Genomic DNA, 24,608 nt, shown 5'->3' with positions numbered 1-24,608 from the left:
TGTATTAATAAGATTGGTTTTTAAATTTTTGGCAAAATTACTTTTTAATAACATATATGCATTATGTTATAGTTAAGAATTTTTAGTTGCTTGAAGTTATACAATAAAACGTGTCTGAAAAGTAATTAACAAATAAACCTATCAACATGTTTTTCAACAATTAATTAGTTGTTTTTTTGAAAATAGTTCAAAATATTGGCAGTAGATGCATCATGATTTGCATTTATGTTATTTTTTATATCATGAAGAATATTTTTTGCCAGTTGTTTACCAAGTTCTACTCCAAACTGGTCAAAACTGAAAATATTCCAAATAATACCTTGAACAAATATCTTATGTTCATACAGCGCAATGAGTTTTCCTAAACTTTCGGGCGTTAGTTTTTTAATGAAAATCGTATTAGTTGGCTTGTTTCCCTGAAAAATTTTAAAAGGAATTTGATTTTGTTCGCTTTCAGTAATTCCTTTTGAAGAATTATATTCAGAAATAACCTGTTCACGAGATTTACCGTTTAATAAAGCTTCGGTTTGGGCAACAAAATTAGAAATCAATTTGTCTTGATGATCTTGATTTCCATGAAGTGATTGAGCGAAACCAATAAAATCAGCTGGTATTAATTTTGTTCCTTGATGTATTAGCTGAAAAAAAGCATGTTGCGAGTTGGTTCCAGGTTCTCCCCATATAATAGTTCCTGTTTGATAATTAACAGGTTTTCCGTTTCTATCTATACTTTTCCCATTACTTTCCATAATACCTTGTTGCAAATAGGTTGCAAATTGATTGAGGTATTGAGAGTATGGAATTATAGCTTCGCTTTCTGCTTTAAAAAAGTTGTTATACCATACACTTAATAATGCTAGGATTACTGGAATGTTGTCTTTAAAAGATTCTTTTTTAAAATGTTCATCCATTTTATGTGCTCCTGATAATAGTTTATCAAAGTTGTCATATCCCACTGATAAACTAATTGATAAGCCAACAGCGCTCCATAACGAGAATCTTCCACCTACCCAATCCCACATTGGAAAAATATTGTTTAAATCTATGCCAAACTCTTGAACGCTATTAATGTTTGTTGAAACCGCCACAAAATGTTTTGAAACGTGTAATTCATCAGCAGTTTGCAAAAACCAATCTCTAATGGTATTAGCATTGGACAGGGTTTCTTGAGTTGTAAATGTTTTTGAAACTATTACAAAAAGTGTTGTTTCAGGATTTAGTTTCTTGATAATTTCATTCACATGATCACCGTCAACATTACTAACAAAATGTGTGTTTATATGATTTTTATAAAATTGTAAAGAATCTACCACCATGGCAGGACCCAAATCTGATCCTCCTATTCCTATATTGACAACATCTGTAAAAACCTTACCTGTAAAGCCTTTGAGTTTGCCATTGATAATTTGATTTGTGAATTGCTTGATTTTTTCTTTTACATTATAAACATCTGGAATAACATTAATTCCATCAACAATTACTTTTTCAGTAGCGGGAGATCTTAAAGCCGTATGTAAAACAGCCCTTTGTTCGGTTTCATTTATTATCTCTCCTGAAAAATAGTCCTTTATAGCTTGCCCAAGTTGAACCTCATCAGCTAAATCAATTAATAAATTTTTAGTTTTTTCGGTTATCCTATTCTTTGAATAATCTACATAAAAATCTTGCCAATCAATGGTGAAGTTGTTTGCACGCTCTGGATCTTTTGCAAACAAATCCTTCATATGAATATGCTCTATTTCTTTAAAATGTTCTTGAAGTTTTTTCCAAGCCTTTGTTGTAGTTGGATTAATTTTAGGTAGTGGCATAAATTATTGCAAATCTGTAATTTCTGAACTTGTAGGTAAATCTATATCCATCTCATTTTCAAATCCAATGCCGTCTAATTGTTTTTTTAACGGCTTAATAAATTCGAGGTATCTCACTCTTAAGCTATCGGAAATAGGCTCGGCTTCTGGAAGTTTTTGTTTAAAAGGATCTACCTGTTTACCATTTTTCCAAAAACGATAACACACATGAGGGCCAGATGTATTTCCTGTCATACCAACCCAACCAATCACATCACCTTGCTTGACATACTGACCTACTTTTACATTCTGCTTTTTCATATGCAAATATTGAGTTTCATAGGTGTTATTATGGCGTATTTTGACATAATTACCATTTCCTCTTGTATATGCAGATTTTGTTACTGTCCCATTAGCGGTAGCACGTATTGGTGTTCCCACATTAGCGGAAAAGTCAGTTCCTTTATGTGGCCTGATTCTGTTTCCGTATAAGGCTATACGACGTCTTAAATTATATCTAGATGAAATGCGCTTGTACTCGACTGGAGCTTTAAGAAAAGCACGACGTAAATTTTTAGCTTCTTCATTGAAATAGTCACTTAAGCCTTTAATACTATCTGTTTCAAACTCAAAAGCATAAAAGGGTTCGTTTTTATGCTCAAAGTAAGCGGCTTTAATTTCATGAATTCCAGCATAAATACTATCATCAATATATTTATCAGTGTAAATTACCTTAAAATTATCGCCTTTTTGAAGTCTTGTAAAGTCAATAGTCCAAGCATAAATATCTGACATTTTATAGGCTAGGATAAAACTAATACCCTTCTCATCCAACGTTTCAGATATATTACTAGTAATGACGCCTGATATCTCTTTTTCTACATATTTTATTGGCTTTCTGCTTTTATAGGCATGTATGGAATCATTAAAATTGACAACATAATATTCTTCCCGATTAGGCTGATAAATAAAGCATTTAGGCTCCTGAAGTGTATCTTTTGAGCAAAGTATGGTATAAGGCTTACCAATCTGTAATTTTCTGATATCAAAACTATCTTTAGCTCCTTCAGCTATTTGAAAAATTTTGGGATAACCTATTTTGTTACGTTCCATAATGATACCAAAGCTATCGCCTTTTCTAATGGTATCTCTCTTTACTATATAATCGTTTAGATTAAACCCAAACTCATAAATGTCTTGAGGCTCAATGACAGCCACTTCTTCTACGACTTCCTGTTCTGGCTTATCATTTTTACAACTAAAAAATGATAAAGCTAAAACTAAAACTGTTATACATTTTTTCCCCAATCTGCTAATTCTTGTTTGGTCCATAAGTCTGGAAAAAATATTCTTCGTTGATATTTTGGATGCATATATTTTACCCATTCGCTTCCTCCTGTTGCTTCAGCTGTTTTTCCACCTATATTTAAATAGTGGTTTGCTGTATTATAGTGTGCCATAACCCATTTGATATTTACAGTGTGATCATAGTGTCTCATGGCATCAATTAAAACTTTGTTTTCTTTCACATTCTCTGGAAGTTCTTTAAACTTTGTCCAGAGGTTGTTTGTGTTATAGAACTTCGCAAATCTAATAAATTCATCTTTGTATCGTTCTTCGAAAACTGTTAATAAATAGCTTTTCTTTCCAGTTTTGTAATCTTTTCCTGCAGCTTGCCAATATAAATGCTCAAAAGCATGTTCAAAAGAAGTATTTCTATCAATTGTTTCTCTAAAACGGTTATCAATTAAATTAATAAGTTCCGTTGAAGAAAACTCAATTTTACGATATTGTGCACTTTGAAAGCCACTTGCAGGTGTAAGAGTGAGTCTAAATTTATTATATTGCTCAACTTCCATACCTTCTCTCATAATATTGAAAGAAGACGTTAGCATATCAAAATAGCGACTGATACGCATCAGTTTAGTAGAAAAAAAATCTGCCGTGAGTTTTTGTGTTTTGGCAACTTGTTCGATTTCCCATAATATCATCTTAAATAACAATTCGTTTATTTGATGATACATAATAAAAACCATTTCATCTGGTAAAACAGTGCGTTGGGTTTGCAAGTCTAAAAGCGCATCTGTTTGAATATAATCCCAATAATTAATAGGTTTACTGTAAAGCAAACCTTCTAAATGAGTGTCTAAATCTTGCCCTAAATTATCGTATTTTTCTTTTAATTGCTTGGTTATATCTTTGGTCATTTTTAAAAATTAATTATCAACAACTATTTTAAAAGGGTGCTTCAACCCTTTGAAAGCTTCTAAATCTGCACGCAATGAGCCTACAGCCAAATCTGCTTTGACACGTAAAGGTATTTTATTTTTATCATTAGAAACCCAAAGAGTCAAACTTTCTTCTTCTTTAAAAACACGCCCAGCCATAACATAAGGCCTGAACTTTAAGGTGTTCACTTTTCCGAATTCAGTTTTTATAATTTCTTCTCCTAAATACTTTAATTTAAAGCCATAATTTTCCTCATCAAAAAACATATTAACAAAAACTTCATCGCCTATTTTTAAGCTCTCAACATGAAGGTTGTTTCTTAAATAATAAAAGGTTGATACCATATCCTGAATATTTGGTTTGGTATCAAAAACTCCTTTTTTGTTATGTTTTATATTGTGAACATAGGCTTTGTTTTTTTGTTGATCAAATTCAATTTCAATGTTTTTGGTATGACCGCCTTCATCTATATCTCGAATAAATTTGTAAGGCATATTTGTTCGCTTGTCAATATATGTTTCATAACGATCTTCAACTTTAAAAAACCAACTAACAGCACCTGTTGTCCAACCTTTTCCTACAACATGAAAAACTGGCTTACTCTTATAAAAACTTTCGTTGACTGTGAGCGTAGCTTCTCCTGCTTTCATCCAACCGCTATAACTCATTTCAAAACGAAACCATTCACCAACATCATAAGAACTTTCATTTTGAGCATTCAATAATTGCGCACAAAATATAAATACGATTACTATTAAGCTCTTTTTCATATGTTTTTGATTTGCACTCATAATTTCAAGCATAAATTATTGTTTAAGCTTTTAATTACAATTACTATTCCAAAAGTATAAAACAAAAAAACTCTATCGACATGATTGATAGAGTTTTTAAGTTTATTTTAGTTAAATATTTGTTATAAAGTCCCTCTCAATGCTTGTTCGCGCTCTATGGACTCAAACAAAGCCTTAAAATTACCTGCTCCAAAGCCTTTTGCTCCCATACGCTGAATAATCTCAAAGAACAATGTTGGTCTGTCTTCAACTGGTTTTGTGAAAATTTGTAACAAGTAACCTTCCTCATCAGCATCAATCATAATACCTAGTCCTTTTAAGGTTTCAATATCCTCACGAAGTTCATGGCTAAATTCATCTAATCTTCCAGGAACAGCTTTATAATATTCTTCAGGTGGTGTTGATAAGAACTCTACACCACGAGAACGCAGATCAGAGACAGTTGAAATAATATCATCAGTCGCCACAGCTATGTGTTGAACACCAGGACCTTCATAAAAATCTAAATATTCTTCTATTTGTGATTTCTTTTTGCCTTCAGCTGGTTCGTTGATAGGAAACTTTATACGACCGTTACCATTACTCATTACCTTACTCATTAAAGCTGAATATTCGGTATGAATTTGTTTGTCATCAAATGATAAAAAGTTTACAAATCCCATAACATCTTCATACCATTTAACCCAAGTATTCATTTCACCCCAACCTACATTGCCAACCATATGGTCAATATATTTTAAGCCTGTTGGTTTTGGATTATAATCAGATTCCCATTTTACAAATCCAGGCATGAATTGCCCGTTGTAGTTTTTACGCTCAACAAACATATGGACTGTTTCGCCATAAGTATATATACCAGCAAGTACTACTTCACCGTGATCATCTTTTTCCACAGTTGGCTCCATGTAAGATTTAGCACCACGTTTTGTAGTTTCCTCATAAGCACTACGAGCATCCTCTACCCAAAGCGCGACAACTTTTACACCATCTCCATGCTTAACAATATGATCATTAATTGGTGATTTACTTGATAATGGCGTTGTTAGTACCAAACGGATTTTGTCTTGTTTTAAAACATAACTAACGGCTTCTCTTGAACCTGTTTCTAACCCTTTGTATGCATAAGACTGAAAACCAAATGCCGTTTTATAAAAATGGGCTGCTTGCTTGGCATTTCCAACATAAAATTCCACATAGTCTGTTCCCAATAAAGGTAGAAAATCTTCTGCGCCTTCAAATATTTTTTCTAGTCCGTACTCTACGGATTTTATTTCTTTACTCATCTTATTTAAATTTTACTATTCCAACCAAGATTTAAAATAATCTTCATCTGCTATTTTTAAAGCTTCTTCTGTTACTTTCAATGGTTTAAATGTATCAACCATTACTGCTAATTCGTCTGTTTTCACTTTACCTATACTGCGTTCAGTCGCTCCTGGGTGTGGACCATGAGGAATACCTGCTGGATGCAATGAAATGTGACCAGCATCAATATCATTTCGACTCATAAAATCGCCATCAACATAATACAAAACCTCATCACTATCTATATTACTGTGATTGTAAGGTGCTGGTATTGATTCTGGATGGTAATCATATAATCTTGGCACAAAACTGCACACCACAAAGGCATTGGTTTCAAAAGTTTGGTGCACTGGTGGTGGCTGATGTATTCTTCCAGTGATAGGTTCAAAATCATGAATTGAAAAGGCATATGGATAATTAAATCCGTCATATCCTACCACATCAAAAGGATGTGAGGCATAAACCATTTCGATAATATCATTTTGTTTTTTTACTTTAATTAAAAAATCTCCATTTTCGTTATTGGTCTCTAATTCATAAGGCTGTCTAATATCGCGTTCACAGAAAGGAGAATGCTCAAGTAACTGCCCAAACCAATTCCGGTATCGTTTAGGTGTATAAATAGGCGAATACGATTCAACTATAAAAAGTCTATTATCTTCCGTATCAAAATCTATTTTATAAATGATCCCTCTAGGAACTAGCAAGTAATCACCATATTTAAAATCAAGATTACCTAGCATGGTTCGTAATTTGCCTGTTCCACGATGTACAAAAATTAATTCATCAGCATCTGTGTTTTTATAAAAATAGTCTTTTGTTGATTTTTTGGGAGCAGCTAGAATGATATTACAATCGCTATTAGTTAATACAACCTTTCTGCTTTCTAAATAATCGTTTACTTGTGGAACTTTGAATCCATGAAAACGGTATGATTGAATATTGTTATTTTTAGCAACTTTTGGAGCAATGCTATACTGCTTTTTAATTTCTTTAACCTGTGTTGGTCTCTGCTCATGATAGCTATTGGTTGACATACCGTCAAAACCTATAGTCCCAAAGAGTTGTTCGTAATACAAACTCCCATCTTTTTTTCTAAATTGAATATGTCTTTTAGGAGGTATTTTTCCTAATTTATGATAAAATGGCATAATGTGTAGTTTTAATTAAAATAAGGGTTTTTTCTAAATCAAAGAAATGATGGGCTATCATTCAGGGTTTCTTTTTATTAGAAATTTTAAAACAGTTAATAAATCTTGCCAAAAAAGTTTCATATATCTACAAATATCGTGAAAAATTATGAGTTAACATTAAGATTTTTAAACGAAACCTACTAAAACCAAAACCCTAAATTAAAATACCATATTCCGGTTTTTATTTCAGGTGACCATGAGTATTTTGCCTCTATTGGACCTAAAAATGTTTCTAAAGAATACCCTAAAGCGTAGCCCGAATAATTGGGAGAGGTTATCCATTCTCCGGTATCAAAAATATTATCGGCTACATTGGCATAATTGGCAGCAAAATTAATATGGTGTTTTTTAAACAATTCATAATCAAAAGTAATAACACCTTTTACAAAACTATTTCCTGGAATAGACAAATAATCATATCCGTAAAATGATTTGAAATTATTTATGAGGTTATTTCCATAGCCACCCAACACAAAGTTTAAATATGGTGACGTGTCTTCGCCAATAGTAAAACCGCCTTGAGTTGTTAAATTAGTCGAAAAATTTCCAAAACTATGCGTATATCCAATAGTTGCTTTGGCTATTGAGTATTCGCTAAAGTTATTATTAAAATCTGATGAATATAGATATAGATGAAAGTCACCATCAAACAATATACCTTCATTGGGAAAGTACTTGTTGTCATAAGTGTCAAATTTCAATTTACCAAATAAGCTCAAATAATCACTATTTTCAAATATCGTCGCATCATCATTGGCATTAGGAGTAATGGTTTCAGATAAGATTTTAAGACGCTTATGCTCGGCTCCAAGGGTTAAAGCAAAGTCTTTTCTAAATAAGGTTTGTAAATAGAATTGATTGGTAAAATCATTTAGTTCAACATCTAGTTTATTAACATCAATATCAGCTAAATCTTCATCAGTTAACAATGCAGAAACAGGTATGTTTTTTTCAAATTGATTAAATCTTGATAGTAAACCAATACTCCAATAAAATCCTTTGTCGATATAATATTCAAAATTATAACGAATATTATCTCCCAAAATAAAATCAAATGATACCACATCGTTATTGAACAATAATTGTTTTCTGGTAAGGTTTATTAATGCTGCACTTTTGTATAAATCATCATAATGAATTCCCAGTTTTAAAAAGGTTCTTTGAGAACTTTCTTTAAGTGTAAAGTACAAATCATAACCACTTTTATCTGAAGAGGTTTTTAATTGATGAATAACACTCTCAAAATTATTTGTTGCCGATAAATTATTTACCCCTTCTACCAGTCTTGAGTATTTTATAGTTTCTTCTTGCTTAAACTTTAGCTTTCCTAAAACGTAGGCTCTGGTGTACTTTTCATTTCCATCAATTAGTATAGAATTGATTTTTACACTGTCTATTGGCTTTATAGTCTCAAAGGATTCCTTTTTTTGAGTTTGCATGGATGCTATTTTACCCAAAGCATCTCTTTTCTTTATGGCAGCCAACTCACCATTTTTAATTATTTTATCACCATCATTAAAGGAAATAACTGTGTACTCGGTGATATCTGGTTTAATATAAACATCTGTTTTCTTGGCTTTTTCCTTCATATCATTGATGGTTCTGTAGTTATTGATTTGAAGTAGAATATCTGGTGCCGATTTAAGTTCATCTCGCGTTGCTAAATCATCCTGAACATCTACTCCAATGATAACATTCATACCTTTCGCTTTCAACTCGTCAATTGGATAGTTATTTACCACACCACCATCAATTAAAATTTGGTCGTCAATAATTACAGGTTGAAAAAGCGATGGAAAAGCTCCACTTGCCGTTATAGCTTGGGGCAAACTTCCTTTATCCAGAATAACGGCCTTTCCAGTTTCAACATTAGTTGCGATACAAAAAAACGGAATAGGTAGTTTACTGAAATCTTCAACATCACAAACGTGCAATGTTAATTTCGACAATAGGCTCAAAGTGTTTTGACCACGCGATAGTGCAGAAGGCAATTTTAGCTTAAATTTATCAAAGGGGAGGGTAACAGCATATTTTTCAGAATTATCTCGCTCATAAAATGTTTTGGCTGCTCGTGGTAGATTGTCATTAATAATCTTGTCAAAATCTACATCCTCAAAAATTGAATCAATATCTTTTCCTGAATAACCAGATGCATATAGTGAGCCTACTATTGCTCCCATACTGGTACCAGCAATATAATCTACTTTAATACCCAAACTATCAATAACCTTAAGAACACCAATATGTGCCAACCCTTTAGCACCACCACCACTTAAGACCAAACCAACTCTTACTTCTTGTTGGTTTGCTTCCTGTGAAAAACCGACAAGAGTAAAAAAGAATAATATAAGTAATAGTAGTTGCTTCATTTTTTGTTGTAATAACTATGTATTTTTTGTGCTCTTGACAATCCAACAACGGTCTCTAATTCTTTTAAAGTAGCTTTTGAAATACGTTTTACAGATTTAAATTGTTTTAATAATTCAACAACTGTTTTCTCTCCTATACCTGGAATGGTTTCCAATTCTGTGTTTAACGCGCTTTTACTACGTTTATTTCTGTGGTGTTCAATTCCAAATCTGTGTGCTTCATTTCGTAATTGCTGAATAATCTTAAGCGTTTCACTTTTCTTATCTAAATATAAAGGAATTGGGTCGTCTGGATAAAATAATTCTTCTAAACGCTTTGCAATTCCGATTATCGCAATTTTACCACGTAATTCAAGTGCATCTAAACTTTTTAACGCAGAAGATAATTGTCCTTTGCCTCCATCAATTATAATTAGTTGTGGCAACGGTTGCTCTTCATCAAGTAATCTTTTATAACGTCTATAAACCACTTCCTCCATAGAAGCGAAATCATCTGGGCCTTCGACTGTTTTAATATTAAAATGTCTGTAATCTTTTTTAGAAGGCTTCCCGTTTTTAAACACCACACAAGCTGCAACAGGATTAGTTCCTTGTATGTTGGAATTGTCAAAACACTCAATATGTCGTGGCTCTTCAGATAATCGTAAGTCCGATTTCATTTGCGCCATAATTCTATTGGTATGACGGTCTGGGTCTACAATTTTAACTTGTTTTAACTGTTCCAAACGGTAATATTTGGCATTGCGAACCGACAGCTCTAAAATACGTTTTTTATCGCCTAATTTTGGAATTGTGACTTTTAAATCTTCACCTAAATCCACTTTAAACGGCACATAAATTTCTTTAGAATTAGAATGAAAACGCTGTCTGATTTCAGTTATAGCCAACTCCAAAAGCTCCTTATCGGTTTCATCCAGTTTTTTTTTAATTTCTAATGTATGTGAGCGAATAATAGAGCCATATGATAGTTGTAAAAAATTAATATAAGCATAGCTTTCATCACTCACAACCGAAAATACATCGACATTACTAATCTTTGGATTTACGATTGTTGACTTGGCTTGATAGTTTTCTAAAACATCTATTTTTTCCTTTATTTTTTGGGCATCTTCAAAGCGCATATCTTCGGCATAAACATGCATTTGTGCTTTAAACTGATTAAGAGATGTTTTAAAATTTCCTTTTAAAATCTCTCTAATTGATTCAATATTTCCATGATATTCTGCTTCGGATTCAAATCCTTCGCAAGGGCCTTTACAATTTCCCAGATGATATTCTAGACAAACCTTATACTTTCCGGCATCAATTTTATCCTGTGATAAGTCGTAATTGCAGGTTCGTAACAAAAACAAGCCTCTAATTAAATCCAATAAAGTTGAAACCGTTTTCATACTGGTATAAGGACCAAAATATTCTGATCCATCCTTTATTACACGTCTCGTTGAAAACACACGAGGGAATCGCTCTTTTTTTATACAAATCCAAGGATATGACTTATCATCTTTCAACAACACATTGTAGCGTGGCCTGTGTTTTTTGATAAGATTGTTTTCTAGTAAAAGCGCATCGGTTTCAGTGTTCACCACTATATGCTTTATATCTGCAATCTTTTTTACCAAAACTCGTGTCTTACCATTGTCATGCTGTTTGGTGAAATAGGAACTTACACGCTTTTTTAAATTTTTAGCCTTCCCAACGTATAAAATAGCACCTTCCTTATCGAAATACTGGTAAACACCAGGCTCGTTTGGTAGGGTTTTTAATTGTATGTCTAACTCTCTTTTTGGCATTACCTCAAAGGTAATTATTTCTATTTTGTAGCAGATTAATTACAGGTAAACTTTTATAATAAAAGTATGCTTTTACTAGTTTCAATTTCCTACCTTGCGCCACTTTTTTAAAATTTTTTTTAATGACAAAACAAATTGTTGGACGCGTTGATAAAATCGACTTTCCAAAATTGGAATTATTTAATATTGATGCTAAAATAGACACTGGTGCTTATACATCGGCCATTCATTGTTCGCAGATAATTGAAGAGGAAACTGGCCTAAAATGCACCTTTTATAGCAAAGGACATCCAAACTTTAGTGGTAAGGAAGTCGTTTTTAAACAGTATTCGAGAACAGATGTTAAAAGTAGTAATGGTTACAAGGAAAATAGATTTAAAATAAAATCTGAAGTCATATTCTTTGGAAAAACGTATAAGATTAACTTAACTTTAAGCACTCGGGATGATATGAAGTTTCCTGTTCTTATTGGCAGACAGTTTTTAAACAAAAAATTTCTGGTTGATGTTGACGAGCAAAATATTTCATTTAACAAAAAGCAAGCATGAACATTGTTATTCTTTCCAGAAATCCAAATTTGTACTCAACCCAACGTCTAGTTGAAGAAGGTGAAAAACGCAACCATAAAATGGAAGTGATTGATCCTTTAAAATGTGATATTATCATTGAAAAGGAAAAGCCAACTATTTATTATAAAGATCGTTATTTAGATTATGTTGATGCCATTATTCCTAGAATTGGTTCTTCAGTCACTTTTTACGGTTGTGCTGTAGTTAGACAATTTGAAATGATGAATGTCTTTACTATTGTAACTTCTGATGCCATTCAACGCTCTCGTGACAAGTTACGAAGCTTACAACGTTTAAGTAAAGCAGGAATTGGAATGCCAAAAACGGTTTTTACCAATTATTCTCGTGATGTTGAAGAAGTTATTGAGCATGTTGGTGGTGTTCCAGTAATTATTAAACTATTAGAAGGTACTCAAGGCCTTGGCGTTGTTTTAGCTGAAACCAAAAATGCTGCCGAATCGGTTTTGGAAGCTTTTAATGGATTAGAAGCTCGCGTAATTGTACAAGAATTTATAAAAGAAGCCAAAGGTGCCGATATTCGCGCACTAATAGTAGATGGTCAAGTAGTTGGCGCCATGAAACGACAAGGTAAAGAAGGTGAATTTCGTTCAAATTTACATCGTGGTGGTTCAGCCAATATTATAAAATTGAATGAAGATGAGCTGCGTTTGGCTATGAACGCTTCAAAAGCGCTAAAACTTCCTGTATGTGGAGTTGATATGTTACAATCTGCAAGAGGTCCTTTATTACTTGAAGTAAATTCAACACCCGGATTAGAAGGTATTGAAGGCGCTACACACAAAAATATTGCGAGAGCCATTATTACTTTTATAGAACGAAATAGGTAAAATATTATGCCAGTAAAACCAATTACTATTTTAGGAACGCCCATTCTACCTGGCAAAAGTTATGAGCTCAATTTTGATGTTGCCAAACTACATACGGCTTCAGCTATAGATGTCCCTATCATTGTGGAACGTTCCAAAAAACCTGGTCCAACTATTTTATTTACTGCCGGTATTCATGGTGATGAAGTTAATGGTGTAGAAATCGTGAGGCAATTGATTGCTAAAGGTATCAATAAGCCAAAATGTGGTACTATTATTTGTATTCCAGTCATCAATATTTTTGGTTTTATAAATATGAAACGTGAGTTTCCAGATGGTCGTGATTTAAATAGGGTCTTTCCGGGAATTAAAAGAGGTTCGCTGGCTAGTCGAGTAGCTTATAAACTGGTAAATGAAGTGGTCACGCAAGTAGATTTCGTTATGGACTTTCACACTGGTGGATCTGGACGTTTTAATGCACCTCAAATACGGATTGCTAAAAACAATCCTAAACTGGATGCCTGGGCAAAAACCTTTGGCGCACCTTTTGTTTTATACTCGAAAAACCTTAAAAAATCCTTCAGGAACACCTGCTATAAACTAGGGATTCCGATGTTACTTTTTGAAGGTGGAAAATCTTATTACATTGATGCAAACGTAACCAACACAGGTGTAAATGGTGCCAAGCGTATTTTGCATGACTTTGGGATGTTAGGCTCAAAATTCAAAGTAACAAAACCTAAAAAAGATTGTGTTTTTATTTCACAAAGCAAATGGCATCGCGCAAATTATTCTGGGATGTTCAAAGCCTCAATAGCCATCAATTCTCAAGTTGAAAAAGATGATATCATTGGGAATATAACAGACCCTTATGGTAAATTTAATCATTTTGTAAAAGCAGCTCATTCTGGTTATGTCATAAATGTAAACGAATCACCTATAGTATATCAAGGTGATGCGCTTTTCCATATTACTACTAAATTAAAATGACCAAATCTGAACTCCGAAACATCTACAAATCCAAGCGTAAGGCTTTAAGTCAAGCGACCGTGGATGATTTAAGCTTAAAAATAGCTAACAGACTGCTTCAATTGAATATTTGGGACGCTTCATTTTACCATGTTTTTTTATCTATTACTGAACAAAATGAAGTTAATAGTGATTACTTATTAAATATTCTATCTGGAAAAGATAAGAATATTGCCATTTCAAAATCTGATTTCGGTGACTTTTCAATGACTCATTATTTACTAACAGATAATACAACCATAAAAAAAAACAAATACAATATTCCAGAACCATTAGATGGCATTGAAGTTTCTGCTGAAAAAATAGACGTTGTATTTGTACCGCTTTTAGCATTTGATAAGCAAGGTCACCGAGTAGGTTATGGCAAAGGGTTTTATGATAAATTTTTAGCTACGTGCAAACCTGAAGCCTTAAAAATTGGATTGTCTTTTTTTGAAGCTGAAGAAGATATTAAAGATGTTTTTGAAAGTGACATTCGCTTGAACTACTGTACAACACCTGACAAAACTTATAAGTTTTAATTGCTTTTAAAAGCCCTTTTATTAAAAACTATTAGTAACCCAAAACCTGTACTTATGGCTACATCTGCTATATTAAAAACAGGCTCAAAAAAAGTAAAATATTTACCACCATAAAATGGTAACCAGTCTGGCAAATAACCTTTCCATAATGGAAAATAGAGCATATCAACTACTTTTCCGTGTAACAAACTATCATAACCACCTGCTTTGGGCAAAAATGAAGCGACTTGCCCATAACTATCATTAAACAACACACCGTAAAACACAGAGTCAATAATATTACCCATAGCACCAGCAAATATTAATGCTACAGCCCAAATCAAAACTCTTGAATTTTGTTTTTTTGTTGCATTATATAGCCAATAGCCTATTCCACATATGGCTATAATTCTAAAGACAGTTAAGGCAATTTTTGCCTTACGGTCACTAATAAAAGAGATGAAATCACTAATTTTTGTTCCCCAAGCCATACCGTCATTTTCCACAAAATATAGCTTGAACCAAGAAAAGACTTCAACATCTTCTCCTAACACAAAATGTGTTTTTATATAAATTTTACTAACCTGATCAATCAATAAAATAATAATAATAAAAAGAATGGATTTTTTTAGGGACATAATATTCACCAAGAAAGTGGCAATCTTTTAAATTTATATTTGGGCTTAAATTGAAGCCATTGATTTGAAAATGAAGCACAAAAATAGAAATATTATTCAGTTTTAGTTACGGTTATGTCGCCATTAACTGAATTTAACGAAATTTGATTTTCTCCAGCAACCAATTTTTCCTGAAAAACAGCACCTTTTCTTGTATAGCAATCAACTACGGCATAATTGGTTTCAACATAAATATCTCCCAGTAAGGTATTGACAACTAGGTTACCCAAAAACTGACTTGTTTTAAAATGCCCATTTAATAGTTCAATGAGTACATCATGATAATTTCCCGAAATAAAAACAGAAGCAATATCACTTTCTAAAAATAAATTGACATTTTCGGGAATCTGCAATACCAACTCTATGGATATTTGTTTATGAGCACTGGATTTGTTGTCTGGTGGTGTAAATAAAGGTTGATAAGAGCTTGCTAGATATAGTGTGTCATTTTGAACCCGTGAAAGAAGTAATATCTGTTCGTTATCTTCTCCCTCTACTTTCAATAGCATATCAATATTGCTAGTTGCTTGGGAAGTAATATTGATTTTAAACAAATTATTACCATTGATCTTAATGTTTGAAATGTGAGATGCATCAAGATTTTTTGCTATATGTTTTTGCGCACAAGCTTGCCATGATATAACAATTAATAAAAAAACGGTAAAATAATACTTCATAATAAAAAAACGCTCCAAGGATGTTTTGAAGCGTTTTAAAATTTTATCTGATTCAGATTTATTGCTGCATATTTTTAGCTTCAATACTCAGTGTAGCATGAGGAACTAGTTTTAAACGTTCCTTACTTATAAGTTTACCTGTTACACGACAAACACCATACGTTTTGTTTTCAATTCTAATTAACGCATTTTTAAGGTCTCGAATAAACTTTTCTTGACGAATTGCCAGCTGTGAATTCGCTTCTTTACTCATGGTTTCACTACCCTCTTCAAACGCCTTAAATGTGGGTGATGTATCATCAGTTCCATTGTTAAGGTCATTCATATAGGCACTTTTTATAAGCTCTAAATCGTGCTGTGCTTTTTTTATCTTCTCTTGTATTAGCTCCTTAAATTCTGCTAAATCCTTATCTGAATATCTTACATTTGAATCTACTGCCATAATTTTAATGTTTTTGAATAAACAACTTGGTATTTATATCATCAAAAGCGATTTCAATACCACTATTTATTTGATCTTTAATTTCTAATTCTTCCGTTAAAGTCTCCGCTTTTATATATTCCATATTAGCTCGGACTGCATTAACAATATTGTCTTCTTTTTGAAGCATCACATCAATTCTGTCTGTGACTTCAAATCCTGAATCTTTACGTAAATTTTGAATACGATTTACGAGCTCACGAGCAATCCCTTCTCTGCGTAAATCTTCAGAAATTGTGACATCTAGAGCAACAGTTAATGCACCTTCATTAGCAACTAACCAACCTTCAATGTCTTGTGATGTAATCTCAACATCTTCGAGTTCTAAAGTAATATTTTTTCCGTTAACTTCAACGTCTAAAACACCATTTTGCTCGATTTTTTTTATGTCTTCAGCATTAAACTTTTGAATTTCAGCAGAAACGGCCTTCATATCCTTCCCAAAACGTGGACCTAATACTTTAAAATTAGGTTTAATCTGTTTCACCAAAATATCAGAAGCATCTTCTAAAAGCTCAATATCTTTTATGTTAACTTCATGTTTAATTAAATCAGCTACAGCCAAAATCTCTTCTTTTTGCTGATTTGAATCAATTGGAATCATAATCTTTTGTAACGGCTGACGTACCTTAATCTTTTCTTTAGCCCTTAACGACAATACTAAAGATGAAATTGTTTGAGCCGCTTCCATTTTGCGTTCTAAACTCTTATCTATATAAGTCTCATCAAAGACTGGGAAATCGGCAAGATGAATACTCTCAAACGATTCTTTGTTGGTAACCGAGTTTAAATCTAAATACAGTTTATCCATAAAGAAAGGTGCAATTGGTGCTCCTAACTTTGCGATAGTGACCATACAGGTGTAAAGCGTTTGATAAGCCGAAATTTTATCGGTTTGATAATCGCCTTTCCAAAAACGTCTTCTACTTAAACGCACATACCAGTTACTCAAATACTCTTGTGTATAGTCTGAAATAGCTCTGGCTGCTTTAGTAGGTTCGTATTCTGAATAGAATGTGTCTACTTTTTGAATTAAGGTGTGTAATTCTGATAAAATCCAACGATCTAACTCTGGACGTTCTTGCAATGGAATATCAGCCTCACTGTAATTAAACTTATCTAAATTGGTATATAAACTGAAAAATGAGTAGGTATTGTAAAGTGTTCCGAAGAATTTGCGTTTTACTTCCTCAATGCCATCTACATCAAATTTTAGGTTATCCCAAGGATTTGCGTTTGAAATCATGTACCAACGTGTGGCATCGGCACCATAAGTTGATAAGGTTTCAAATGGGTCTGTAGCATTTCCAAGACGTTTAGACATTTTCTGTCCGTTTTTATCAAGAACCAATCCGTTAGACACCACATTTTTGTATGCCACCGAATCAAACACCATAGTTCCAATAGCATGTAGCGTATAGAACCAACCTCTAGTTTGGTCTACACCTTCTGCGATAAAATCGGCAGGGAATGAAGTGTTGTTGTCTATTTTTTCTTTGTTTTCAAAAGGATAATGCCATTGTGCATAAGGCATAGAACCTGAATCAAACCAAACATCAATTAAGTCGCTTTCACGCTTCATTGGTTGTCCTGATGGTGACACAAGCACAATTTCATCAACAATGTTTTTGTGTAAATCTAACTTTGCATAGTTTTCTTCAGAATTGTTTCCTACTTCAAAATCAGCAAAAATATCAGCTTTCATTACACCAGCCTCAACAGCTTTAGCCATTTCAGCTTTTAGTTCTTCAACCGAACCGATACAGATTTCTTCTTTACCATCTTCGGTTCTCCAAATTGGCAACGGAATTCCCCAATAACGCGAACGCGATAAGTTCCAATCGTTGGCATTAGCTAACCAATTTCCAAAACGACCAGTTCCTGTTGCTTTTGGTTTCCAATTAATGGTTTCGTTCAATTCAAACATTCTGTCCTTAACATCGGTTACTTTAATAAACCAAGAATCTAATGGATAGTAAAGAATTGGCTTATCAGTTCGCCAGCAGTTAGGATAGCTATGCTTATATTTTTCAACCTTAAAGGCTTTATTTTCGGTTTTTAATTTGATGGCCAACTCAACATCAACAGATTTTTCTGGTGCCTCACCATCATTGTAATATTCGTTTTTTACATACTTACCTGCAAATTCACCCATTTCTGGCCTGAATTTTCCTTGTAAATCAACCAATGGTACTAAATTCCCATTGTCGTCTTTCACTAACATTGGTGGTACTTCTGGAGTAGCTTGTTTAGCAACCAAGGCATCGTCTGCACCAAAGGTTGGTGCTGTATGAACAATTCCTGTTCCGTCTTCAGTTGTTACAAAATCACCTGCAATGACTCTAAACGCATATTCAGGATTGTCATGTGGTAAGGCGTATGGCAATAACTGCTCGTAAGTGATGCCTACTAAATCTTTCCCTTTAAATTCTTTTAATATTCTCCATTCTTTCGGCTTTCCTCCTTTAAAAAGAATTGATGTGTCTTCGGAGTATTCTTCTACCTTTTGAGATTTTCCGACTTTTACTTCTCCTCCTAACTCATCAACAAAGTGGTTAGAGAAAAGGTTCTTTGCAAGAATTACCTTATTAACTTTTAATGTATATGGATTAATCGTTTCAACTAACACATAATCAATTTTAGGCCCAACTGTTAAGGCTGTATTACTAGGAAGCGTCCAAGGTGTAGTAGTCCAAGCCAAGAAATAAATGGTTCCTTCGTTTTGTAAAAAGTCCGGAAGCGATGCTTCATTAGCTTTAAACTGCGCAACAACCGTTGTATCTGTGACATCTTGGTAGGTTCCTGGTTGATTTAGCTCATGTGAACTTAATCCTGTACCAGCTTTTGGAGAATACGGCTGAATGGTGTAACCTTTATACAGCAAATTTTTAGTGTAAATTTGTTTGAGCAACCACCAAACGGATTCCATATATTTAGGTTCGTAGGTAATATATGGATCGTCCATATCAACCCAATAACCCATTTTTTGTGTAAGGTCGTTCCAAACATCGGTATAACGCATAACCGCTTTACGGCAGGCAGCGTTGTAATCTTCAACCGAAATGGTTTTACCAATATCTTCTTTAGTAATCCCCAATTCTTTTTCCACACCTAGTTCAATTGGCAATCCGTGCGTATCCCAACCAGCTTTGCGCTTTACTTGGTAACCTTTCATGGTTTTGTATCGTGGAAAGATGTCTTTTATAGCACGTGCTAAAACGTGATGTACACCAGGCAATCCATTTGCTGAAGGTGGTCCTTCAAAAAACACATACGGCTTCTTGCCTTCACGTGTAGTAATGCTTTTTTCAAATACATTATGTTCTTCCCAATAGCCGTGAATTTCTTCAGCTACTTTTGGTAAGTCAAGTCCTTTATATTCAGGAAATTTCGTGCTCATGAGTACATTCATTCTTTTCGACCTGCGAAATTAATGAATTTTGATAAAACAGCCTTTGGTTTAGAGCTTTTTAAACAATAAAACTTACCAAATCCTCAATTTTGGAAATCATTTGAATTTTGATAACTGTATTTTTTAAAGCTATTTTATTGTATTTAGATACAAAAATGGTAGAAAACCCAAGTTTTTCAGCCTCAAGAATGCGCTGCTCCACACGTTGCACAGGACGAATTTCTCCCGACAAACCTACTTCTGCGGCAAAGCAATAATCTTTTTGTAACGCTTCATCTTCATTCGAAGATAATATGGCTGCAACTACAGCTAAATCTATAGCTGGATCATCAACCGTTATACCACCTGTAATATTTAGAAAAACATCTTTAGCTCCAAGTCTGAAGCCTGCTCGTTTTTCTAAAACAGCCAGTAACATATTTAAACGTTTAGCGTTAAAACCAGTTGCAGAACGTTGAGGCGTTCCATAAACGGCCGTACTAACTAGCGCTTGAACTTCAATCATGAGTGGTCGCATACCTTCTAAAGTGGCTGCAATGGCATTTCCTGATAGTTCTTCGTCTTTTTTCGAAATCAAAATTTCTGAAGGATTAGAAACCTCTCGAAGACCTGAACCTTGCATTTCATAAATACCCAGTTCGTTGGTTGAGCCAAAACGATTTTTATTAGCTCGAAGTATTCTAAACACATGGTTACGATCGCCTTCAAATTGTAAAACAGTATCAACCATATGCTCCAAAATTTTTGGCCCTGCAATATTTCCGTCTTTAGTAATATGACCAATTAATACAACTGGTGTAGCTGTTTCTTTAGCAAATTTTATAAGTTCGGTAGTACATTCCTTTATTTGAGAAATACTTCCAGATGAGGATTCAATATAATCACTATGAAGTGTTTGAATTGAATCGACTACTACAATATCTGGTTCTAAATCCTCAATTTGTTTGAAAATATTTTGAGTTTTAGTTTCTGTAAGAATGTAGCAGTTGTTACTATTGGGATTAATGCGTTCGGCGCGCATTTTTATTTGCTTCTGACTTTCTTCTCCTGAAACATAAAGCGTTTTGTAGGGTAATTTTAAGGCTATTTGCAATAGCAGTGTACTTTTACCAATACCTGGTTCGCCTCCCAAAAGTGTTAATGATCCTGGTACAATGCCACCACCTAAAACACGGTTAAATTCGGCATCGTTGGTTTGCATTCTGGCATCTTGCGAGGCATCAATTTCATTAATTAATAGTGGTTTAGAAGTACGTTTCGATTTAGCCGAAGAGGTAGATTTCCAATCGCTTTTTTCAGGTTTCTGAATAACTTCTTCGGCAATAGTGTTCCACTCTTTACAAGCATTGCACTGACCTTGCCATTTGGCATATTGCGACCCACAATTCTGACAATAAAAGGTTGTTTTTACTTTAGCCAAAAAATATAATTTATTTAGGCTAAAGTAATTATTATTCTATTGTAAATGCAAATAGTTTTTAAGAGTTTTTGTTAGTCTGATTCAGCTACAACTTCACTTTCTTCAATCTCTTTGTCCTTGTCCTTTTCTTTGCTTTTAGAAATTTGAGTCAATAAAGCATCCATATTAGTTTGAATAAGATCCTTTTTTATTGCCTCAGTTTCATTTAGTGCTAAAGCCGCTTCATAAAATTTAACTGCTTTTTTAGGCTTTTCTGTTTTTTCAGCATGTAATGCCAAATAGTAATTACCAAGCAGTAAATCTGGGTTTTGCTTGTTTGCCAACTTACCCAATTTTTGTAAAGACTCAATATCTTCTCTTTCATCAGCAACAGCAACTACTTTTTGAAACTCTTCTTCTGATATAGGTTTTACAATACCGAAAAGCTCTTCAATACGGTCATAACGTGAAACTAAATATTCATCCAGAGTACCATCAAAAGGAAGTACCTTTTCGGTAAGTTCCTTTTCGTGAAGTGGTTTATACATTTCAAAGATTTTATCAAAAGCTTTAGAAACAGCCCCAGTTACTAATGTGTAATGGGATTCTCCTTCAAAATCATCAAAATAATAGGTTAGTTTAGGATTATCTAACGCTTTGATTCTTTCATTTGTTTCTAAAATTTCTTCTCTCAATCGCTTTTTATCTTTAGAACTCGTAGCCATGTAGTAAAACACATCACTCTTTGCCCACTTCAAACGATTTGAAATATTCTCACCCATAGAACCAACCAAATCAGGACTCAAATTTACATAAGCATGAAATAGCGGAAGATCTTTCATCATAAAAGAATTAATAAAATTCCCCATAATATTATGACCAACCGCTACACGGAACTTGCTTGTATTATATTTTGCATCTAAATAAGGTATTAATTCCTGACCAATAAACTCAAAAAAACGAGCTCCTGACTCAAAAGGCAGACCCGTAACTTCGTCAACCAGACTATCGTATGGTCTTTCTTTACCTTGGGAAATACCTACAACAATGCAGCCTGGCATTTCATCAAAATAGGTTTGAAATTGTGTTTGCCCAACTACAGGACCAAAGAGATAATCGCCATCAAATACAATTATTAACGGATACTTTATTGTTGAAGTATCATCATAATCTTTAGGAAGCTTAATTTTTAATTGTCTTGTGGAATTTAACTTTCCTGATTTAAATTCTTTAATAGTTGTTTGAGCAAACAACGACACAGAAAAAGTTAAAAACAGCGTAATAAGTACAGCTCTTTTCATAATTAGTAGGTTAAGATTTGGGCTATAAAAGTACTAATTATTCTTTAAAGTGCAAATATATTCGATGAAATGCACTGTTTTTGAAATTTAATCTTGAAGTTCATAGGTTTTTTCCAAAAGCATTTCTTTGTCAATAAATTCTGATGGCGTTAATAAAAGACCGCTATTGTAGTATTGCAATGCTTTTTTAATATTTCCTTTTTCTTCAAAATACATCCCTGTATAATAGGCACTAATCATAGATTCAGGATATTCTTTTCTAGCCATTTTAGATAAACTTTCTAATGACTCTAAATCATTAAGCTTCTTGGCCGCTGCCGCAACAGCTCTAAAATCATTCTCTATAGGTTTTTTCTCAAAACCATAAAACGTCTTGATATCTTCATATTTTTTTTCCAAATAAGCAAAAGGACCTTCTTCATACGTTAAAACCTTTTCTTGATATTCCAATCGGTTGATAGGTTTATAAAGTGTAAATATTTCATTAATGGCTTTCGGAATACCTAAACCTACCAGAGAATAATGGTTAGCATCTTCAAAATTGTCAAATCTATAATGCAGTTTTGGATTATCAATAGTTTTCAACAAATCATTAGCTGAAACAATTTTAGCATGTAATGCCTTGATATCATCATCGGCAGTCGCTAAATAATAAAACGTGTCTTCTTGCAGCGCAGGCAATTTTTCCTGAAGACGAATGTCCATTTGAGGTGCTAAATCTGGACTTAAAGAAATATAGGCTCTAAATAACGGATATTCCTTGAACAGGTAATAATTAATAAAATTGGCACTTAAATCATGGCCAATTACAATCCTAAAATCAGAAACACTGTAAGAATCCTCAATATAGGGAATGAGTTCCATTCCAATAAATTCAAAAAAACTGGCACCATCATATGAAGGCAGAAAGGTTTCATCACTAAACGAAAAATCGAGCGTCCTCGTATCGGCTTGTTTAACTCCTACAACCACACATTCTGGCATGTCATCCCAATAAGACTGGTAATCTATATTTCCAATTACTGGTTCAAAAAGATAATCACCATCTAATACAATAACCAAAGGATATTCGGTTTTCTCTTCAGGATTATAGCCTCTAGGAAGAAGAATTTTTAAATCTCTGGTTTCTCCTAGTTTTGAAGATTGAAAAGACTCGAAATTTACTTGAGATGTAACAGATTGTAACACAAATATAGTAGTGAGAAAGAAGGCTAGTTTTTTCATTTTTAAATTGAAATATTTATGGCAAGTTATGAAATAAAGGCTAAAGTTTAAAAGAAATAATTTCTAGTAATTAGACACTTTTTAAAATTTTTACCCCTTGACTTTGTTGTAGATGGGTAGAAGCAATAATGACAAACCTCCAAGCACTACAAGAACTAGTGTTTGTGATGTCCAGACAATCCAACCAAAAGCAATACTTGGATCTTCTGGTATTCCAAAAATTGAAAAAGCTGCATAAACTGCAATCGGATAAGACCCTATTCCTCCATTAGTTGCTGCTATACTAAAACTAGCAGATATAAACCCTATCAATATAGCTCCAAAAGGAATGCCATTAAGTTCAGCAACTGAAAATGAGGTTACATAAAACATGAGTATGTACATAGTCCAAATAAAAAGGGTATGAAAAATAAAAGCCCATTTTTTCTCCATTTTAAAAATACTCAAGACTCCTTCTGTCAACCCTCTAATAAAAGTTTTAATTTTTAAGGCGATTCCAGAAGTCCCTTTTCTTATGTAAAAAACAAATATTAGAACAGCGATTAAAAATATTAAAAGCCCAATCACTATGCTTTTCGGGTTGAAGGATTTGGTTAAAAATGATAATATGAAATCAAACTGAAGGAATAATGTTAACGCAATTATAGCAAAAACCACTATCAAATCTGCCACACGTTCAGCCACAATGGTTCCAAAACCTTTTTCGAATGGGACGCCTTCGTAAGTCGTTAAAATAGATGCTCTAGCAACTTCTCCTGCCCGTGGAATGGTATAATTTATAAGGTAGGTTGCAAAAACGGCCATAATACTGTTAGGTAATTTAATATGGTAGCCCATGGGTTCTAATTGGAAGCGCCATCTGTATGCCCTTGACAAATGACTCAATAAGCCAAAAAACATTCCGAGTACAATCCAGAAATAATCAGCATTTTTAAAATAAACCATTAATTCAGAAAAGGAAACTTTGGATAAAGAATACCATATTAAAAAAACTCCCAATAAAATCGGGAGTGTAATTTTTAATATTCTCTTAATTGATGGTTTCAAA

General features: G+C 33.4%; 20 protein-coding genes. 4 read left to right on the top strand and 16 right to left on the bottom strand.

From position 1 onward, the window contains the following. Nucleotides 1-164 precede the first annotated feature (164 nt). The 8 genes from pgi to uvrC form a co-directional block, all read right to left on the bottom strand. On the bottom strand, nucleotides 165-1,808 hold the full coding sequence (gene pgi, locus C1S72_RS09070) for a glucose-6-phosphate isomerase (protein ID WP_104735288.1): 1,644 nt from the start codon (nucleotides 1,806-1,808) through the stop codon (nucleotides 165-167). Nucleotides 1,809-1,811: 3 nt separating this feature from the next. After that, nucleotides 1,812-3,119, bottom strand: coding sequence for a M23 family metallopeptidase (locus tag C1S72_RS09065; protein ID WP_104735287.1), 1,308 nt, complete (start codon nucleotides 3,117-3,119; stop codon nucleotides 1,812-1,814). Continuing rightward, nucleotides 3,077-3,994, bottom strand: coding sequence for a tryptophan 2,3-dioxygenase family protein (locus tag C1S72_RS09060; RefSeq protein ID WP_104735286.1), 918 nt, complete (start codon nucleotides 3,992-3,994; stop codon nucleotides 3,077-3,079). The genes C1S72_RS09065 and C1S72_RS09060 overlap by 43 nt, the downstream gene beginning before the upstream one ends. A 9-nt stretch (nucleotides 3,995-4,003) precedes the next feature. Next, on the bottom strand, nucleotides 4,004-4,786 hold the full coding sequence (locus tag C1S72_RS09055) for a DUF3108 domain-containing protein (protein ID WP_104735845.1): 783 nt from the start codon (nucleotides 4,784-4,786) through the stop codon (nucleotides 4,004-4,006). A 143-nt stretch (nucleotides 4,787-4,929) separates the two neighbouring features. Then, nucleotides 4,930-6,090, bottom strand: a complete 1,161-nt coding sequence (hppD, locus tag C1S72_RS09050; RefSeq protein WP_104735285.1) for a 4-hydroxyphenylpyruvate dioxygenase — start codon at nucleotides 6,088-6,090, stop codon at nucleotides 4,930-4,932. Nucleotides 6,091-6,105: 15 nt separating this feature from the next. Beyond that, nucleotides 6,106-7,263: a homogentisate 1,2-dioxygenase gene (locus C1S72_RS09045; RefSeq protein WP_104735284.1), complete on the bottom strand. Its 1,158-nt coding sequence runs from the start codon at nucleotides 7,261-7,263 to the stop codon at nucleotides 6,106-6,108. 182 nt (nucleotides 7,264-7,445) lie between these two features. Continuing rightward, entirely contained in the window at nucleotides 7,446-9,674 is a 2,229-nt protein-coding gene (locus tag C1S72_RS09040; protein ID WP_104735283.1) for a patatin-like phospholipase family protein, read from the bottom strand. Then, on the bottom strand, nucleotides 9,671-11,464 hold the full coding sequence (gene uvrC / locus C1S72_RS09035) for an excinuclease ABC subunit UvrC (protein ID WP_104735282.1): 1,794 nt from the start codon (nucleotides 11,462-11,464) through the stop codon (nucleotides 9,671-9,673). The genes C1S72_RS09040 and uvrC overlap by 4 nt, the downstream gene beginning before the upstream one ends. A 122-nt stretch (nucleotides 11,465-11,586) precedes the next feature. On the opposite strand from uvrC, the gene C1S72_RS09030 reads away from it, so the two are divergent. The 4 genes from C1S72_RS09030 to C1S72_RS09015 are packed head-to-tail and all read left to right on the top strand — an operon-like array spanning nucleotide 11,587 to nucleotide 14,410. Next, entirely contained in the window at nucleotides 11,587-12,012 is a 426-nt protein-coding gene (locus C1S72_RS09030; RefSeq protein ID WP_104735281.1) for an ATP-dependent zinc protease family protein, read from the top strand. Next, nucleotides 12,009-12,881, top strand: coding sequence for a 30S ribosomal protein S6--L-glutamate ligase (rimK, locus tag C1S72_RS09025; protein ID WP_104735280.1), 873 nt, complete (start codon nucleotides 12,009-12,011; stop codon nucleotides 12,879-12,881). Before C1S72_RS09030 ends, rimK begins: the two co-directional genes overlap by 4 nt. Before the next feature lie 6 nt (nucleotides 12,882-12,887). Beyond that, entirely contained in the window at nucleotides 12,888-13,850 is a 963-nt protein-coding gene (locus tag C1S72_RS09020; RefSeq protein ID WP_104735279.1) for a succinylglutamate desuccinylase/aspartoacylase family protein, read from the top strand. Next, nucleotides 13,847-14,410 carry a 5-formyltetrahydrofolate cyclo-ligase gene (locus C1S72_RS09015; RefSeq protein ID WP_104735278.1) on the top strand — a complete coding sequence of 188 codons (564 nt, stop codon included), beginning with the start codon at nucleotides 13,847-13,849 and terminating at the stop codon, nucleotides 14,408-14,410. Before C1S72_RS09020 ends, C1S72_RS09015 begins: the two co-directional genes overlap by 4 nt. Here C1S72_RS09015 and C1S72_RS09010 read toward each other — a convergent pair. From C1S72_RS09010 to C1S72_RS08975, 8 genes are all read right to left on the bottom strand, one after another. Then, nucleotides 14,407-15,027, bottom strand: a complete 621-nt coding sequence (locus tag C1S72_RS09010) for a lipoprotein signal peptidase (RefSeq protein WP_104735277.1) — start codon at nucleotides 15,025-15,027, stop codon at nucleotides 14,407-14,409. The genes C1S72_RS09015 and C1S72_RS09010 overlap by 4 nt on opposite strands. Before the next feature lie 92 nt (nucleotides 15,028-15,119). Next, on the bottom strand, nucleotides 15,120-15,743 hold the full coding sequence (locus C1S72_RS09005; protein WP_104735276.1) for a DUF4097 family beta strand repeat-containing protein: 624 nt from the start codon (nucleotides 15,741-15,743) through the stop codon (nucleotides 15,120-15,122). 58 nt (nucleotides 15,744-15,801) lie between these two features. Continuing rightward, nucleotides 15,802-16,185, bottom strand: a complete 384-nt coding sequence (locus tag C1S72_RS09000; protein WP_104735275.1) for a TraR/DksA family transcriptional regulator — start codon at nucleotides 16,183-16,185, stop codon at nucleotides 15,802-15,804. Nucleotides 16,186-16,189: 4 nt separating this feature from the next. Beyond that, nucleotides 16,190-19,624, bottom strand: a complete 3,435-nt coding sequence (gene ileS / locus C1S72_RS08995) for an isoleucine--tRNA ligase (RefSeq protein WP_104735844.1) — start codon at nucleotides 19,622-19,624, stop codon at nucleotides 16,190-16,192. Nucleotides 19,625-19,694: 70 nt separating this feature from the next. Further along, nucleotides 19,695-21,056 carry a DNA repair protein RadA gene (radA, locus tag C1S72_RS08990; RefSeq protein WP_104735274.1) on the bottom strand — a complete coding sequence of 454 codons (1,362 nt, stop codon included), beginning with the start codon at nucleotides 21,054-21,056 and terminating at the stop codon, nucleotides 19,695-19,697. Between the two features lie 71 nt (nucleotides 21,057-21,127). Beyond that, nucleotides 21,128-22,336: an alpha/beta hydrolase-fold protein gene (locus tag C1S72_RS08985; protein WP_104735273.1), complete on the bottom strand. Its 1,209-nt coding sequence runs from the start codon at nucleotides 22,334-22,336 to the stop codon at nucleotides 21,128-21,130. A gap of 87 nt (nucleotides 22,337-22,423) precedes the next feature. After that, nucleotides 22,424-23,560: an alpha/beta hydrolase gene (locus tag C1S72_RS08980; RefSeq protein WP_104735272.1), complete on the bottom strand. Its 1,137-nt coding sequence runs from the start codon at nucleotides 23,558-23,560 to the stop codon at nucleotides 22,424-22,426. Nucleotides 23,561-23,650: 90 nt separating this feature from the next. Continuing rightward, nucleotides 23,651-24,607 carry a lysylphosphatidylglycerol synthase transmembrane domain-containing protein gene (locus C1S72_RS08975; protein WP_104735271.1) on the bottom strand — a complete coding sequence of 319 codons (957 nt, stop codon included), beginning with the start codon at nucleotides 24,605-24,607 and terminating at the stop codon, nucleotides 23,651-23,653. Nucleotide 24,608: the final 1 nt, after the last annotated feature.

It is taken from the genome of Hanstruepera ponticola, assembly GCF_002940745.1.
In the GTDB taxonomy this organism is placed as follows: Bacteria; Bacteroidota; Bacteroidia; order Flavobacteriales; family Flavobacteriaceae; genus Hanstruepera; species Hanstruepera ponticola.
Note: the sequence above shows the minus strand (reverse complement) of the source record. Positions and strands in the feature narration are given on the sequence as shown.

Excerpts from the sequence above, each read along its gene's own strand:
- pgi (WP_104735288.1), bottom strand. The coding sequence starts at position 1,808 with ATGCCACTACCTAAAATTAATCCAACTACAACAAAGGCTTGGAAAAAA.
- C1S72_RS09065 (WP_104735287.1), bottom strand. The coding sequence starts at position 3,119 with ATGGACCAAACAAGAATTAGCAGATTGGGGAAAAAATGTATAACAGTT.
- C1S72_RS09060 (WP_104735286.1), bottom strand. The coding sequence starts at position 3,994 with ATGACCAAAGATATAACCAAGCAATTAAAAGAAAAATACGATAATTTA.
- C1S72_RS09055 (WP_104735845.1), bottom strand. The coding sequence starts at position 4,786 with ATGAAAAAGAGCTTAATAGTAATCGTATTTATATTTTGTGCGCAATTA.
- hppD (WP_104735285.1), bottom strand. The coding sequence starts at position 6,090 with ATGAGTAAAGAAATAAAATCCGTAGAGTACGGACTAGAAAAAATATTT.
- C1S72_RS09045 (WP_104735284.1), bottom strand. The coding sequence starts at position 7,263 with ATGCCATTTTATCATAAATTAGGAAAAATACCTCCTAAAAGACATATT.
- C1S72_RS09040 (WP_104735283.1), bottom strand. The coding sequence starts at position 9,674 with ATGAAGCAACTACTATTACTTATATTATTCTTTTTTACTCTTGTCGGT.
- uvrC (WP_104735282.1), bottom strand. The coding sequence starts at position 11,464 with ATGCCAAAAAGAGAGTTAGACATACAATTAAAAACCCTACCAAACGAG.
- C1S72_RS09030 (WP_104735281.1), top strand. The coding sequence starts at position 11,587 with ATGACAAAACAAATTGTTGGACGCGTTGATAAAATCGACTTTCCAAAA.
- rimK (WP_104735280.1), top strand. The coding sequence starts at position 12,009 with ATGAACATTGTTATTCTTTCCAGAAATCCAAATTTGTACTCAACCCAA.
- C1S72_RS09020 (WP_104735279.1), top strand. The coding sequence starts at position 12,888 with ATGCCAGTAAAACCAATTACTATTTTAGGAACGCCCATTCTACCTGGC.
- C1S72_RS09015 (WP_104735278.1), top strand. The coding sequence starts at position 13,847 with ATGACCAAATCTGAACTCCGAAACATCTACAAATCCAAGCGTAAGGCT.
- C1S72_RS09010 (WP_104735277.1), bottom strand. The coding sequence starts at position 15,027 with ATGTCCCTAAAAAAATCCATTCTTTTTATTATTATTATTTTATTGATT.
- C1S72_RS09005 (WP_104735276.1), bottom strand. The coding sequence starts at position 15,743 with ATGAAGTATTATTTTACCGTTTTTTTATTAATTGTTATATCATGGCAA.
- C1S72_RS09000 (WP_104735275.1), bottom strand. The coding sequence starts at position 16,185 with ATGGCAGTAGATTCAAATGTAAGATATTCAGATAAGGATTTAGCAGAA.
- ileS (WP_104735844.1), bottom strand. The coding sequence starts at position 19,624 with ATGAGCACGAAATTTCCTGAATATAAAGGACTTGACTTACCAAAAGTA.
- C1S72_RS08985 (WP_104735273.1), bottom strand. The coding sequence starts at position 22,336 with ATGAAAAGAGCTGTACTTATTACGCTGTTTTTAACTTTTTCTGTGTCG.
- C1S72_RS08980 (WP_104735272.1), bottom strand. The coding sequence starts at position 23,560 with ATGAAAAAACTAGCCTTCTTTCTCACTACTATATTTGTGTTACAATCT.